The organism is Mesorhizobium sp. USDA 4775, from assembly GCF_054062655.1.
Map to the genome: position 1 here is coordinate 2,435,315 of NZ_JBSSFM010000001.1, position 14,063 is coordinate 2,449,377.

General features: G+C 63.5%; 12 protein-coding genes and 2 pseudogenes. 10 read left to right on the top strand and 4 right to left on the bottom strand.

The genetic code is table 11. The features are described from left to right. Positions 1-10: 10 nt before the first annotated feature. Complete coding sequence (locus tag ACVILI_RS11670; protein WP_038650363.1) at positions 11-1,231, bottom strand: ISAzo13 family transposase; 1,221 nt, start codon at positions 1,229-1,231, stop codon at positions 11-13. Positions 1,232-1,326: 95 nt separating this feature from the next. Here ACVILI_RS11670 and ACVILI_RS11675 point away from each other — a divergent pair, with 95 nt between their 5' ends. The 4 genes from ACVILI_RS11675 to fghA all read left to right on the top strand — a co-directional run bounded on the left by ACVILI_RS11675 (position 1,327) and on the right by fghA (position 5,372). Next, positions 1,327-2,406, top strand: a complete 1,080-nt coding sequence (locus ACVILI_RS11675) for an ABC transporter ATP-binding protein (protein ID WP_240564869.1) — start codon at positions 1,327-1,329, stop codon at positions 2,404-2,406. A gap of 223 nt (positions 2,407-2,629) precedes the next feature. Beyond that, complete coding sequence (locus ACVILI_RS11680) at positions 2,630-4,246, top strand: GMC family oxidoreductase (RefSeq protein ID WP_038645054.1); 1,617 nt, start codon at positions 2,630-2,632, stop codon at positions 4,244-4,246. 20 nt (positions 4,247-4,266) lie between these two features. Further along, complete coding sequence (locus ACVILI_RS11685) at positions 4,267-4,392, top strand: hypothetical protein (protein WP_019856667.1); 126 nt, start codon at positions 4,267-4,269, stop codon at positions 4,390-4,392. 107 nt (positions 4,393-4,499) lie between these two features. Beyond that, on the top strand, positions 4,500-5,372 hold the full coding sequence (gene fghA / locus ACVILI_RS11690; RefSeq protein ID WP_038645056.1) for an S-formylglutathione hydrolase: 873 nt from the start codon (positions 4,500-4,502) through the stop codon (positions 5,370-5,372). Positions 5,373-5,396: 24 nt separating this feature from the next. Here the strand turns inward: fghA and ACVILI_RS11695 are convergent. Beyond that, positions 5,397-5,534, bottom strand: a pseudogene (locus ACVILI_RS11695) (nucleoside hydrolase); the annotation flags it as partial. A gap of 17 nt (positions 5,535-5,551) precedes the next feature. On the opposite strand from ACVILI_RS11695, the pseudogene ACVILI_RS11700 reads away from it, so the two are divergent. Then, positions 5,552-5,749, top strand: a pseudogene (locus tag ACVILI_RS11700) (SDR family oxidoreductase); the annotation flags it as partial. Positions 5,750-5,803: 54 nt separating this feature from the next. Here the strand turns inward: ACVILI_RS11700 and ACVILI_RS11705 are convergent. After that, on the bottom strand, positions 5,804-7,087 hold the full coding sequence (locus ACVILI_RS11705; RefSeq protein ID WP_038645058.1) for an NAD(P)/FAD-dependent oxidoreductase: 1,284 nt from the start codon (positions 7,085-7,087) through the stop codon (positions 5,804-5,806). Positions 7,088-7,254: 167 nt separating this feature from the next. After that, positions 7,255-8,358 carry a histidinol-phosphate transaminase gene (locus ACVILI_RS11710; RefSeq protein ID WP_051726906.1) on the bottom strand — a complete coding sequence of 368 codons (1,104 nt, stop codon included), beginning with the start codon at positions 8,356-8,358 and terminating at the stop codon, positions 7,255-7,257. 231 nt (positions 8,359-8,589) lie between these two features. On the opposite strand from ACVILI_RS11710, the gene ACVILI_RS11715 reads away from it, so the two are divergent. From ACVILI_RS11715 to ACVILI_RS11735, 5 genes are all read left to right on the top strand, one after another. Beyond that, positions 8,590-9,363 carry an SDR family NAD(P)-dependent oxidoreductase gene (locus ACVILI_RS11715; protein WP_038645062.1) on the top strand — a complete coding sequence of 258 codons (774 nt, stop codon included), beginning with the start codon at positions 8,590-8,592 and terminating at the stop codon, positions 9,361-9,363. Positions 9,364-9,443: 80 nt separating this feature from the next. Then, the gene (gene hisD, locus ACVILI_RS11720) at positions 9,444-10,766 is read left to right on the top strand and encodes a histidinol dehydrogenase (RefSeq protein WP_038645064.1); all 1,323 of its coding nucleotides are present in this window, start codon (positions 9,444-9,446) and stop codon (positions 10,764-10,766) included. Positions 10,767-10,781: 15 nt separating this feature from the next. After that, entirely contained in the window at positions 10,782-11,807 is a 1,026-nt protein-coding gene (locus tag ACVILI_RS11725) for a zinc-dependent alcohol dehydrogenase (RefSeq protein ID WP_038645066.1), read from the top strand. Positions 11,808-11,838: 31 nt separating this feature from the next. Further along, a complete protein-coding gene (hutC, locus tag ACVILI_RS11730; protein WP_038645068.1) occupies positions 11,839-12,570 on the top strand; it encodes a histidine utilization repressor in 732 nt (243 codons plus the stop codon). Positions 12,571-12,679: 109 nt separating this feature from the next. Continuing rightward, positions 12,680-13,984, top strand: coding sequence for a hypothetical protein (locus tag ACVILI_RS11735; RefSeq protein ID WP_038645070.1), 1,305 nt, complete (start codon positions 12,680-12,682; stop codon positions 13,982-13,984). The last annotated feature ends 79 nt before the right edge of the window (positions 13,985-14,063 follow it).

Here is a 14,063-nt window from a genome sequence, read left to right on the forward strand (position 1 = left end):
TGTCGATAATTTATCGCGCTAATTTTTGGGATTGCGGCTTGATTGTATAGTTCCATTCACCGTGGAATTCGTTGCGAATGATGTTCAAGCTGGCCATGTCCTCGTCGGAGACTTTGATCCCGGCGGGATAGCGGTTTTCATCAAGTTCGCAACGAACGGTCAGTCCCGCCGTCGAGGTTGTGGCGCCGATGAGTTCGACGATGGTGCGATAATCGGTGAGCGGTCGTCCACGCCAGTTTCTCGAGATGAACGAGAAGAGGCGGTGTTCGATCTTGTTCCATTTGCTGGTGCCGGGCGGGAGATGGAGGACAGCGATGGTCAACCCCAACTCGTCGGCCAGCTTTTGGAGTTCGACTTTCCACAGGCGCACGCGCGAACCGTTGCTTCCGCCGCCGTCGGCGGTGATCGTCAAGGTATGAGCGTGCGCGTAGCGATCACGCCCCATGCTGATCCACCAGGAGCGTATGGCGTTGACGGCGAAGGCAGCGGTATCGTGGTCGATCCCGACGCTGACCCACCCTTTGTCATCGGCGATATCATAAATACCGTAGGGCGCGGCACGACCGAGCTTCGGGTCGACGAAATCATGGACGCGGACCGGCTCTGGTGCTCCGGCCGGTCGGTATTCACGTCCGCCATTCTTGAAGTCGCCGACGAGTTCTTTCTTCTTCGTATCGACGGAGATCGCAGGTTGACCGGCCGTAATGGCGTCCTTGACCGTCCTGGCGATGTGCTGGAACTGTGCGTCGCGATCGACGTGGCTCGATCCCTCCAGCGTCTTTCGATTGCCCTGAAGAGAATACCCAAGCGTTTTCAACAGAGTACCGACGACGTCATGACCGACACGATGGCCCATGGCGCAAAGCGCCGCCGCCAAGTTCCGCAAGCTTTTCGATGTCCACTTCAAGGGTGACATCGGATCGCCACGCGTGGCGGGGTCGACAAGCCTTTCCAGGTCGCTGAGAAGTGTCGGATCCGTCTGCGTCAAAGGTTTGCGTCCGGCACCCTTGCGCCGGATGCCGCCAAGAGCTGAATCCGGCGCCGCGCCGCGCAGTTCCCGCAATCCATATCCGATGGTGCTACGCGCGATCCCCGTTGCCGCGGACACCGCCGCGATCCCGCCCCAGCCCGCGGTGAGCGCTTCCGCCGCCGCAAAGCGGCGACGACCACGCTCGTCCAGCACGGGGCTAACCGCATCATAGCGGAGCTTTATAGCGGCGACATCGATCACCGCCCATGTCTACAAAGCAACGCAGGATTTCGGAATCCCCCAAAACGAGCTTTATCGATTCAGCAATTTATCGACGTGTCCTTAGGAGCATTCGCATGGCGACACTTTCCATCAAGGACGTGCGCAAGTCCTATGGCTCCGTAGAGGTCCTTCACGGGGTCGATATCGAGCTCGAGGACGGAGGCTTTCTGGTTCTGCTCGGGCCGTCGGGATGCGGCAAGTCGACCCTGCTCAACATGATTGCGGGCCTCGACGACACGTCCGGCGGCGACATCCTGATCGGCGGACGCTCGGTCGTGGATCTCGCGCCCAAGGACCGCAATATCGCGATGGTGTTCCAGTCCTATGCACTTTACCCGACCATGTCGGTGGAGCGAAATATCGGCTTCGGATTGGAAATGCGTGGCGTGGACGCCGATCAGCGCAAGCGCGCCGTCGACGACGCCGCGCGGCTGCTGCAGATTTCGCATCTGCTCGACCGACGCCCTGCCAATCTTTCGGGAGGACAGCGGCAGCGCGTTGCAATGGGGCGGGCGATCGTGCGCGACCCGGAGCTGTTCCTTTTTGACGAGCCGCTTTCCAATCTCGATGCAAAGCTTCGTGTGGAAATGCGCACGGAGATCAAGCGCCTGCACGAGCGTCTCGGCACGAGCATCGTCTATGTGACACATGATCAGATCGAGGCGATGACGCTGGCCACCAAGGTGGCGGTGATGAAGGGCGGCCATATCCAGCAGTTTGCCGATCCTCGCACCATCTATGAACGGCCCGCCAACGTGTTCGTCGCAAGTTTCATCGGATCGCCGGCGATGAACTTCCTGCCCGGGCGTCTGGTCTCGGACGCGAATGGCGTGCGTTTCGCGGCGAGCGGCGTGTCGGTCGCATTGCAGACCGGCAAGCGGCCGGTTGATTCAGAGCGCCCTGTGATCCTGGGCATAAGGCCTGAAGAACTGAAGGTGGCCGGGCGCGATGAAGCTTCGGTCACCGGGGTGATCGATGTCGTGGAGCCTACAGGGCCTGAAACCATGGTGACGGTGCAGGTTGGCGACCAGTCGATCATCGCCCGCCTGCCGCCGAGGTTTGCAGGCCGGCGAAACGAGCCGATATTCCTTGCCGTCGATCCGGCCAGCGCCAACCTGTTCGACCCCGGCAGCGAGCAGCGCATCGATATCTAGACTAGGGGACCGACACCACGGCGCTTCTGGCGCAACGCGGTTTCGGTCATCGGCCAAAGCATAGCCGAAGCCGGCATCGGTGCCGGCGAGATCGTTGCCATCGGCTGCAGCGGCCATGGGTGGCGGTTGCCGAGGCCTACGCGGGAGGGTATCGCCTTTATGGCGAGATCAACCAGGCGATGATTCCGATGTGGGAGCGCATCGCCGCACGGCAGGCACGCACGTGAGCGAAACTTCACCATCCCCTTTCGGCGATTACGACTACGTCATCGTCGGCGCCGGCTCCGCCGGCTGCGTGCTCGCCAACCGGCTCTCGGCCGATCCGCGCAACCGGGTGCTGCTGCTCGAAGCCGGCGGCAGCGACCGCTATCACTGGGTCGATATCCCGATCGGCTACCTCTTCTGCATGGGCAATCCGCGTACCGACTGGATGATGAAGACCGAACCGGAAGCCGGTCTCAACGGACGCAGCCTCAACTATCCGCGCGGCAAGGTGCTTGGTGGCTGTTCGTCGATCAACGGCATGATCTACATGCGGGGCCAGGCAGCCGACTATGACGGCTGGCGACAGGCCGGCAATGTCGGCTGGGGTTGGGACGATGTGCTGCCGTATTTCCGTAAGTCGGAAGACTATCACGGCGGCAAGAGCGCCATGCACGGCAGCGGCGGCGAGTGGCGGGTCGAACGGCAGCGTCTGTCCTGGCCGATCCTCGACGCGTTCCGGGAAGCCGCCGAGGAACTCGGCATTCCCCGCACCGAAGATTTCAACACCGGCACCAATGAAGGCTCGGGCTATTTCGAGGTCAACCAGCGGCAAGGGGTGCGCTGGAACACATCGAAGGCATTTTTGCGCGGCATTGCGGCGCGTCAGAATCTGCGCGTGGTGACGGGGGCTGAGACGGAACGGCTCGAATTCGACGGCCGACGCGTCACCGGACTGCGCTTCCGCCAAGGCGACCGCCTGCACAAGGTCAGCGCCGGACAGACGATCCTTGCTGCCGGTGCCATCAACTCGCCGAAGATCCTCGAACTGTCGGGGGTGGGGCGCCCTGACCTGCTTTCGAGCATTGGCGTGGATGTTCGACACGCCTTGCCGGGTGTTGGCGAAAATCTGCAGGACCATCTGCAGATACGCACGGTTTTCAAGGTCGCCAATGCCGCGACGCTCAACCAGCGCTATCACAATCTGATCAGCCGCGCGGCGATGGGTGTGGAGTATGCGCTCAAACGCAGCGGGCCGTTGTCGATGGCGCCGAGCCAGCTCGGCATTTTTGCCAGGAGCGATCCGCGCCTCGCAACACCTGATCTGGAATATCATGTGCAACCGCTCAGCACAGACCGTCTGGGCGAGCCGCTGCATCGCTTTCCCGCGGTCACCGTGTCGGTCTGCAATCTGCGCCCGGAAAGCCGGGGTGCCGTGCATATGGCATCGTCCGATCCGCGCGAAGCGACGAAGATCCGGCCGAACTATCTCTCCACCACGGGAGACCGCAGCGTCGCGGTCGCATCGCTGCGCCATGTGCGCAGCCTGATGAAGGCACGGGCCGTGGCACGCTTTGCGCCCGAAGAGATGCTGCCCGGTACGCAATATGACAGCGACGAAGACCTTATCCGCAAGGCCGGCGATATCGGCACGACGATTTTCCACCCGGTCGGCACCTGCAAGATGGGTTCGGACTCGATGGCGGTGGTCGACGACCGGCTACGCGTTCACGGGCTTGCCGGACTGAGCGTGGTCGATGCCTCGATCATGCCGACAATCGTCTCGGGCAACACCAACTCTCCGGTCGTCATGATCGCCGAGAAGGCAGCGGAGATGATCCTGCTGGATCCGCGCTAATAATGTCGTGGCGATGTGCGTTGTCCTCGGATGCCGAAGCCGCCGCGACCCATGGCGGCCACCGCTTGGCGCGGGAGCTGGACGAACATGATATCGGCGATGCGCTGCCGTTCCGGCGGGAAATGACGGCTCTGGCGGCGGAATAGGCCGGAGCTGCTCTCGCGACCATGGTCCAAATCCATCAGGGTTGCCGCGGTCCCGGCCCATGCCGTAGACAGGCGGCCGTGAAGGACGTTGGCGGAGAAGAAACAAGATGTCGGACCGGATGAAGACCCTCTCCTCGGCCAAGTCGCATGGCGGCGTGCAGGGCGTCTATTCCCATGCTTCGGACGCCTGCTCTTGCGACATGATTTTCGCCGTCTTCGTGCCGCCGCAGGCGCGTGAGAAACCTTGCCCCGTCGTCTGGTACCTCTCCGGCCTCACCTGCACCCATGCCAATGTGATGGACAAGGGGGAATACCGGCGCATGGCCGCGGAGCTTGGCCTGATCGTCGTCTGTCCCGATACCAGCCCGCGCGGCGCCGATATTCCCGACGAGAAGGACAATTGGCAGTTCGGCAGCGGCGCCGGCTTCTACCTCGACGCCAAGCAGGCGCCCTACGCCACGAACTACCGCATGTATTCCTATGTCACCGAGGAATTGCCGGCGTTGATCGCGCAGGAGTTTCCGGCCGATATGACGCGCCAGGCGATCTTCGGCCATTCGATGGGCGGGCATGGCGCGCTGACGATCGCGCTCAAAAATCCCGAGCGCTTCAAAAGCTGCTCGGCCTTCGCGCCGATCGTGCAGCCAAGCACCGCCGGCTGGTCGCGGCCCGCCCTCGAAAAATACCTCGGCGCCGACGAGGCTTCATGGCGGGGCTACGATGCCACCTTGCTCATCGAGGATGGCCACCGTTTCCCCGAGCTTTTCGTCGATCAGGGGACGTCGGACGGCTTTCTCAAGGACGGGCTGAGGCCGTGGCTGCTGGAAGCGGCCTGCGCCAAGGCCGGCATTGCGCTGACCTTGCGTATGCAGGACGGCTACGACCATTCGTATTTCTTCATTTCGACATTCATGGACGACCATCTGAGATGGCACGCCGAAAGACTGGCTGACCCGGTTCGTGGCACCGGGTCACGCTGAAGCAACGGCATATCCCCGAGCGGGCTAATCCCGCAACAGGTCGAACATCAGCTTGAAGAAGCGGTCGGCATCGACTTCGTGAGCGATGCGCGCATTGTCCTTCTCGCCGCGCTCGCCCCAGAAATCGGCAACCGTCGCGCCGAAAGCATAGGTGCCGGACAGCCGATGGCGATTTCAAGAGCAGCGTCCAGCATTTCGCCGACCGCATCCCGCTGCGCCGCATCGGCCAGCCGGACGATGTCGCGGCCGCCGTGGCGTTCCTCGCCTCGGACGAGGCAAGGCACGTCACCGGCGTCGACTGGCTGATCGACGGCGGCCAGACATTGCAGAGCTGGGCCAACGCGCCGGCCGGCGACGCGTTTCCGAAGTATCGCTAGTTAGGAGCAGCTTTTCCAACCTCACGAGCCGTCAGGTCGGTCGAACGCTTCGCGTCAGAGGCCGAACCGGTCCTTCAGCCGCCCCGACAGGATCGCGGCCTTCACCCCGAGCGGCCAGAGGCGGTGAAACCGGATTGGCTCGAGCGCCGATATCGGCATGGGAAACGGCGACGTCTCGCGGCCTTGCAGCCGTTGCGCCAGGGCAGCGCCCATCGCCGAGGCCATGGCGACGCCGCGACCGTTGTAGCCAAGGCATATCAGCACGCCGTCCTCCGGCTCGTGAATGTGCAGCAGATGGTCCTTGGTGATCGCGACCCGGCCGTTCCAGCCATGCGTCCAGCGTGCTCCGGCGAGCGCCGGCCACAGCCGCAGCGCATAGTCGGTGAGGTAGCGGATGGCGGCAGCATCGCCGATCGGCTTCATCGGTCCCCGGCCGCCCATGAGAAGACGGTTCTGCGCGTCGATGCGGTAGTACACGGTGATATTGCCGGCTTCGTAGACGACCGGCCTTTCAGGGAGAATTGCGGCCGCGGCTGCCGGCGCAAGCGGTTCGGTCGCCGCGATCGCGCTGAACACCGGAACAACCGACTGCTCCAGGCCCGGCCACAGGGCTCCGGTATAGCCGTTGGTTGCTACAAGCACCTTCTCGGCGCTGACCGAGCCGTTGGCGGTTTTGAGGACCCATCGTCCAGCCTCTCGCTTCAGCGAAAGCACTTCGCTGCCACCGAAAATCCGCGCGCCGGCGTTCCGCGCGGCGGCTGCCAGGCCGATCGTGTATTTCAGGGGATGGAGGTCGCCGCCGCGGGCGTCGAACATGCCGGCTATGTATCTGCCGGTACCGGTTCGTGTCGCCATCGCCTGTGCATCCAGCATGCTGACCGGCATGCCCCGCCGCTCGCATTGCGCGGCCGTGGTTCGCACCGCGGCTTCCGGCTTCGGCCGGATGGCCGCGCGGATCGTGCCATTCTGCCGGGCCTCGCAGGCGATCGACAGGCGCCGGATGAGGCCGAAGGTGAAATCCGGCGCGCCGTAGGAGAAATCGATCATCCGCGGCCCAAGGTCGGGGCCGAACATCGCCTCGATCGTGTCGGGATCGTATTTGAGGCCGGGATTGACCTGGCCGCCATTCCTGCCCGAAGCGCCCCAGCCCGGCTGGGCCGCTTCCAGCACGGCAACGTCGTCGCCCGCTTCCGCCAGATGCAAGGCGGTGGAAAGGCCGGTGAAGCCGCCGCCGACAATGGCGACCCTTGCCCGCTGCGCCCCGGCAAGGGCAGGGTAATTGCCGGTACCGCCGGCCGTTTCGCGGTAGAGGCTTTTCGGTGGGTTGCTCTCAAGCATGCTGGGTATCGTCAAGGTGACCCGGGAGGAACACAGGCCCGAGAGGCTGGATGGAAGCCGTTGGCCGAAAGCGATGCGCCACTTGCGAAAACTCCATATTGGGAACGGCAGACCGTCCAATATCGTGCCCGGCGCGCGCCAGGCAATTCAGCATGGCTATCGGGAAATCACAACAGCGGCGACAGCGCCGCCATGAAGTGGTCGTTCTCCGCTGGCGAGCCGATGCTGACACGCACATAGCTGTCGAAATCTTGTTGCTTCCAGGGTTTGACGATGACGCCTTCGCGCAGCAGGCCCTCGGCGAAGGCGGAGGCATTTTGCCGGCAGTTGAAGAACAGGAAATTGCCGCGGGAAGGGGCGACGTCGAGGCCCATGTTCCGGAGGAAACTCTCGACCCGCGTTCTTTCCGCCTTGGCCAGCGCGACGACCCTTGCAAGGTGTTCCTCGTCCGCCAACCCCGCCAGCGCTGCGGCTTGTGCCATGCCATTGGCGTTGAATGGTGTGCGCACCCTGTCGAGCAGTGCGCGCAATTCCGGGTCGCCGACGATGCCGAAGCCGATCCGCAATCCGGCGAGCCCGAACGCCTTGGAAAATGTCCGCAGCACGATCCAGGGTCGGTCGCGTTTGCGGAGGTAATGCAGCGACGAAGCATAGTCGTCGCCTTCCGCATATTCGGCATAGGCTTCGTCGACGACGATCAGCGTCTCGTCGCCGGCCGCATCCAGAACCTTCGACAGGTCGCCGGCGGACAGCCAGCTGCCGACCGGGTTCATCGGGTTGGAGAACAGCAGCATGCGGGGCCGCTCGCGCACCGCGTCGATCAGGGCATCGACATTGATGGTGAGGTCGTTGTTGACGGTCACTCGTTTGACGCTCGCGCCCATCAGCGTCGCGTAGTCCTCGTGCAGCGGGAACGATGGATAAAGCGTGACGACGGTATCGCCGGGCCTCAGCACGGCACGGCTGATGACGGACAGAAGGTCCTCCGAGCCATTGCCGAGGATGATCTGGTCCTCGCCGAATTCATATCTGGCGGCGATCGCCTGGCGCAGTTCGCGCCCGGCCGGATCTGGATAGAGCCGGAACATCTCGGCGCCGGCCTGCACCATCGTGGCCAGCGTCGGGCTCGGGCCGAGGGGGTTTTCATTCGACCCCAGCTTGGCGATCCTGGCCGGAGCATATCGTTGCATGACTTCGGCGATGGTCAGTCCGGAATTGTAAGGCGACAGGCGCGTGACTTCGGTTCGGACCATGTCTGATGCTTTCGACACGAGCGGGCTCCTCTGCGGTCGGCCGGCGGACCCCATCATCGACCGGGTTCTGAAACACTGGGTTTCGCCGCATCGTTCCCGGGGTGAGTCAGGTCATTGACAGGCGCACTGGTGCAGCGAATTTTTGCTAGAAGTAGCGCAGCCGAAATTGTTTGTATATGCTTGTATATGTAACTTGATCTGGTAGTCTCGCTATCGGAACGGAAGCGCGACACCGGCAAGGAGGATCACATGCGCAATGCTTCTCTGTTCGATCTCGCCGGCAGGAAAGCGCTTGTCACCGGCGCCAGCCGCGGAATCGGCCGCAGCATTGCCGAAGCGTTGAGCGCTGCCGGCGCCGACGTCGCGGTCACCGCGCGCAGCCTGGCGTCCCTCGATGAGGTCACGGCGGCGCTCCGCGCGGCCGGCGGGGTTGCGCATGCCGTCGCTCTCGACGTTACCGATGTCAACCGCTGCCGGACGGCCACCGCCGAGGCTGCGGGCCTGCTTGGCGGTCTCGACATCCTCGTCAACAATGCCGGAATGGAAGAGGTCAGGCCCTCTCTCGACGTCGACGAAGCGCTGTGGGACCGGATCATCGACACCAATCTCAAGGGGGCGTTCTTCTGCGCCCAGGCGGCCGCGCTGCAGATGCGGGATGCCGGGCATGGCGGCGCCATCATCAATCTCTGCTCACTGACATCAGAAGTCGGCATTCCCACCGCGGTGCCCTATGGTTCGTCGAAGTCGGGCCTGCTCGGCATGACCAGGGCGCTGGCGGCGGAGTGGGCGGGTCTCGGCATCAGGGTCAACGCCATCGCCCCGGGTTACTTCCGGACGGCGATGACCGATGTGTTCTACAGCAACGAGGCATGGCAGCAGTCCATGCTCGCCAAGATCCCGCAGCACCGTTTCGGCGATCTCAGCGACCTGCACGGCGTTGCCGTCTTCCTTGCCTCGGATGCGGCGGCCTACATAACCGGCCAGTCCATTCCGGTGGATGGCGGCTTCCTGGCATCGATTTGAGGCAGCGCTAAAGGTTCGAAATCAACGTCTTGCGCAACGTAACCGGCCGGAGCGTTGCGTTCCAACAAAGAGGAATATCCATGTCCGACGTCAGCTTCCACGATCTGTCATCGCTCGACGCCACCCAGCGGTCCAGCCTGCTGAAGCGCGCCGAGGCCGATCTGTCGGTCTTCGTCGAAAAGGTCCGCCCGATCATCCAGGCCGTCAAGGACGAGGGTGACGCCGCGCTGATCCGCTTCGCCAGGGAGCTCGACAAGGCCAATGTCGCCGAAGGCGGACTGCAGGTGTCGGAAGCCGAGTTCGATGCGGCCTTCGACAAGGTCGAGAAGGATGTCGTGGAAAGCATCGGCTTCGGCATAGACAACATCAGGCGTTTCCATGAGGAGCAGAAGCCGGAAACGATGTGGCTCAAGGAAGTTCGGCCGGGCGCCTATGCCGGCGACCGCTATACGCCGATCGCCTCAGTCGCGCTCTATGTGCCGCGCGGCAAGGGCGCCTTCCCGTCGGTGACGATGATGACATCAGTTCCGGCGGTCATTGCCGGTGTGCCGCAGATCGCCATCGTGACGCCAGCGACATCGGATGGTTCGGTGGATGCGGCGACCCTGGTCGCGGCTCGTCTCGCCGGCGTGCACACCGTCCACAAATGCGGCGGCGCCCATGCCGTCGCCGCCGTCGCCTACGGCACCGAGACGGTGAAGCCGGCGCTCAAGATCGTCGGCCCCGGCAGCCCATGGGTGGTGGCGGCGAAGAGCGTACTGTCCTCGGTCATTAACACAGGGCTTCCGGCCGGACCGTCGGAAGCCATCATCTTTGCCGATGACAGTATCGACGGCGGCCTTGCCGCGCTCGATCTGCTGATCGAGGCCGAGCACGGACCGGATTCCTCGGCCTATCTGGTGACGCACAGCCGCAAGGTCGCCGAGGCAGCGCTCGCTGCGCTCCCGCAACACTGGTCGCGGATGACCGAACAGCGTGTGGAATTCTCGCGCGCGGTGCTGACCGGCAAGCGCGGTGGCATCGTACTGACAGCGTCGCTGGAAGACAGCTACCGCTTCATCAACGACTATGCGCCCGAACATCTGGAAATCCTGTCGAACGAGCCGTTCGCGCATCTCGGGCACATCACCGAGGCGGCGGAGATCCTCATGGGTCCGCACACGCCGGTGACGCTTGCCAACTTCGTCCTTGGGCCGAATGCCGTGCTGCCGACCAGCCGCTGGGCGCGGACCTATGGGCCGCTTTCGGTGACGGATTTCGTCAAGCGCTCGTCGGTCGGCTATGTCACCTCGGCCGCCTATCCGGAATTGGCGAAGCACGCCCGCAGGCTCGCCCGCTACGAGGGCTTCAGCTCGCACGAAAACGCCGTCTCGGAAATCCGCGACCGCTACCTCGCGGGCTGAACGGAGACGATCGCGATGAAGGCAGCACGGCTTTATGGACCCGGCGATCTGCGCGTGGAGCACATTGCCCCGCCAGGCATTCCGGATGCCGGCTGGGTGAAGCTCAGGGTCGATGCCGCCGGCATCTGCGGTTCAGACCTGCACAATTTCCGTACCGGCCAATGGATAAGCCGGTCGCCTTCGACCGCCGGCCATGAGCTGACCGGCACGGTGACCGCGATCGGCGAGGGCGTCGGCACCGTCGCCGTCGGCGACAGGGTGGTTGCCGATTCCCGCTTCTGGTGCGGGGAGTGCGCGCAATGCCATGCCGGCAGGCGCCATCTCTGCGCTTCGCTGGGCTTTGTCGGCGAGGTCTGCGACGGCGGTTTCGCCGAACAGGCTGTTTTGCCCGCACGCTTGCTGCATGTCGTCGATGCGGAACTTGACGAGCGGGTCGCCGCGATGGCCGAGCCGCTCGCGGTGGCGCTGCACGCGGTGCGGCGTCTGCCCAAGACGGCAGGCCCGGTGCTCGTCGTCGGCTGCGGGCCGATCGGCGGTCTCGCCGCGCTGCTGCTTTCGCAGAGCTTTGCAGGCGCCGTGCTTGTCGCCGACCGCAACCAGGCGCGCTGCGACCGCGTGGCGCGGGTGACCGGCGCAAAAATCGTTGACCTCGACCGCGATGCCATTGCCGCAGCGACTGGCAACGCCCCCTTGCTGGCGGCCGTCGAGGCGACCGGCAGCATCGCCGCGTTCACCCAGTTGCTCGGCGTTCTCGATTCCGGCAGCACGGTGGCGATGGTCGGCATCTTCCATGGCCGTCTCGACATCGATCCCAACCTTCTGGTCGAACGCGAGATCGCGCTGCTGGGGTGCCATGCCTTCGCCGACGAGTTGCCCGACGCCGTGCGGATGCTGGGTGGATTGAGCGAACCTTTGCTCGCCCTGATCGATCGCGAGATCGGTCTCGACGATATTCCGGCCAATTATGAGCGGCTGTTGGCGGGGCAAAGCGACGGCTTGAAAACAATCATCCGCATGCGGCAACCTGTTGAGCCGGCGTGATTTCCGATAAATTGCCGGAAAGGATTTTGAAATGATCGATTTGCCCGATACGGCGAGCCCCCTTTACGAGAAGGTGAAGGACTACATCCTGACCAACATCGGAACGGGCCGGTGGGGCAAGGATCGCAAGCTGCCGTCCGAGAATGAGCTGGTGGTTTCGCTTGGTGTCTCGCGCATGACGGTCCACCGGGCCTTGCGGGAACTGACCGCGGCGGGGTTCCTGATCCGGCTGCAAGGCGTCGGCACCTTCATCGCGCCGCCCCGGCCGCAGTCGACGCTGATCGAGATCAACAACATCGCGGCCGAGATCGTCGAGCGCGGCAACAGGCATCGCTCCGAAGTCCTCGTGCTGGAAACCATCATGCCGACCAAGGAGCTCGCTTTGTCCTTCGAGTTCCCAAAGCGCGTCGCGATCTATCACTCCGTCGTCGTCAATTTCGAGAATGATTTGCCGGTGCAGCTCGAAGAGCGCTTCGTCAATCCGAACCTGATCCCCGACTACGACAAGCAGGACTTTTCGAAGACGGCGACCTACGACTACCTCATGCAGAAAACCCCGGTGACCGAGGTCGAGCATATCATCTCGGCGATCCCGGCCGACGCCGAGACGGCGCGGCATCTCAATATCGATGTCGGCAGCTGCTGTCTGTTTCTGCACCGCCGCACATGGACAGGCGCGATCGTCGCCACCATCAGCAAGCTGACCTATGCCGGCAGCCGCTATTCGCTCGGCAGCCGCTATTCCCCCTCCAAGACCAACTGACGGCGGCAGGGCTACCGCAGTTCGCAGAGGTTTTTCCATAGATGTATGTACATGTATTGATGAGAGCGATTTCACTCTCGGCTGACGGCCTGACCCGAGGCGACGATCGATGACACAGACACCGAGCCGTACGGCGCGGATCCGCACGCTCGCGCAGCATGATGTCGGCGAGGCGCAACGCGCGCTGGCGGCGCTGCTGGGCGACCTGTTCGGGATGACTCCAAGCAATGTCCGCATCAATGTCGACAAATACAGCCTCAATTCGTTGAACGGTTTCTTCGACAGCGAGGGCCAGGCCTATTTCTTCAAATTTCACCAGGAGGAACGCGAAGAGGGCATGACCGGCGAATACTACCGGGCCGAGATCCTGTCGCGTGCCGGCCTGCCGGTCGACCAGCCTGTCCATATGTCCGCTCAGCCCGGCGAGCAGATCCTTGTCTATCGGCGCCGCACGGATCCGAGATTCTCGGATGTCCTGTTCGCGCTGGATGTTGAGGACGATGCCGGCAAGCGGCGCGAGGCGGTTCTTGCCGAGCGCGACCTGTCCGCCAGGCTGCTCGAGGTCTATCTCGAGAAGCTGCATCCGGTGACTGTCGCGGAGGTCTCGGCGGAGCCGATCCACCGGCTGTTTTATGAGCGGCTGGTCGACGCCGATACGCGGTCGTCGCCGGGCGGCCGGCTGGCGGATTTCTATGTCGGCAAGCCGTTTGTCTTTCCCGGCATGGAACTTGGCTGGGATCGGTTCTCCCGGCTGAAATTCGTCATCAACGGGCAGCTTTACACCAGCAGCATCGGCGAACTTTTCGACGCTGCTACGGCGCGCTTGCGGCCGGAACGGCTAGCCGATGCCGGCGGCGTGGTCGCGCATGGCGACGCCCACAATGCCAATGTCTGGTACACGGAAGAAGCGGGGAGGGCGGAGCTGTCCTTCTTCGATCCTGCTTTTGCCGGCTCGCATATCCCGACGCTGCTGGCCGAGGTGAAGGCCACCTTCCACAACATCTTCGCCCATCCGTTCTGGCTCTACGATCCGGCCATCGCGACGGAGACTTTTCGCGCACGGGCGCGGCTGGAAGGAAATCTGCTCCATGTCGACACCGACTGGGATTTGAGCCCGGTTCGCCGCGACCTGCTGGAGGTCAAGGCCACCGCTTTGTGGCGACCCTTGCTGCTCGAGCTCAAGCGGCGCGGCATGCTGCCGGCGGATTGGCGGGCGGTCCTGCGCTCAGGGCTTTTCCTGTCGCCGACCCTGGTCATGAACCTGCGCGCCGGCGCGCGCAGCCACACGCCGGTGTCTTCTCTCATCGCCTTTTCAGTCGCGGCCATGGTCGGCAGCGAGCCCGATGCCGGGGCCGATCGGGTGACCGATTTCCTCGACTTGATCGATCCTGAAAGCGCGAGCGGATGCGCCTGATCCACGAGGGAAATTGAGCCGTGCCAACTTGTATATGCATGTATGTATTTTAGCCTTGACATCCGCTCCCGCTGACGCT

Bases quoted from the DNA above. Each gene is read 5' to 3' on its own strand.
- ACVILI_RS11705 (WP_038645058.1), bottom strand. From the start codon at position 7,087: ATGCTTGAGAGCAACCCACCGAAAAGCCTCTACCGCGAAACGGCCGGC.
- ACVILI_RS11675 (WP_240564869.1), top strand. From the start codon at position 1,327: ATGGCGACACTTTCCATCAAGGACGTGCGCAAGTCCTATGGCTCCGTA.
- ACVILI_RS11715 (WP_038645062.1), top strand. From the start codon at position 8,590: ATGCGCAATGCTTCTCTGTTCGATCTCGCCGGCAGGAAAGCGCTTGTC.
- hisD (WP_038645064.1), top strand. From the start codon at position 9,444: ATGTCCGACGTCAGCTTCCACGATCTGTCATCGCTCGACGCCACCCAG.
- ACVILI_RS11735 (WP_038645070.1), top strand. From the start codon at position 12,680: ATGACACAGACACCGAGCCGTACGGCGCGGATCCGCACGCTCGCGCAG.
- fghA (WP_038645056.1), top strand. From the start codon at position 4,500: ATGTCGGACCGGATGAAGACCCTCTCCTCGGCCAAGTCGCATGGCGGC.
- hutC (WP_038645068.1), top strand. From the start codon at position 11,839: ATGATCGATTTGCCCGATACGGCGAGCCCCCTTTACGAGAAGGTGAAG.
- ACVILI_RS11725 (WP_038645066.1), top strand. From the start codon at position 10,782: ATGAAGGCAGCACGGCTTTATGGACCCGGCGATCTGCGCGTGGAGCAC.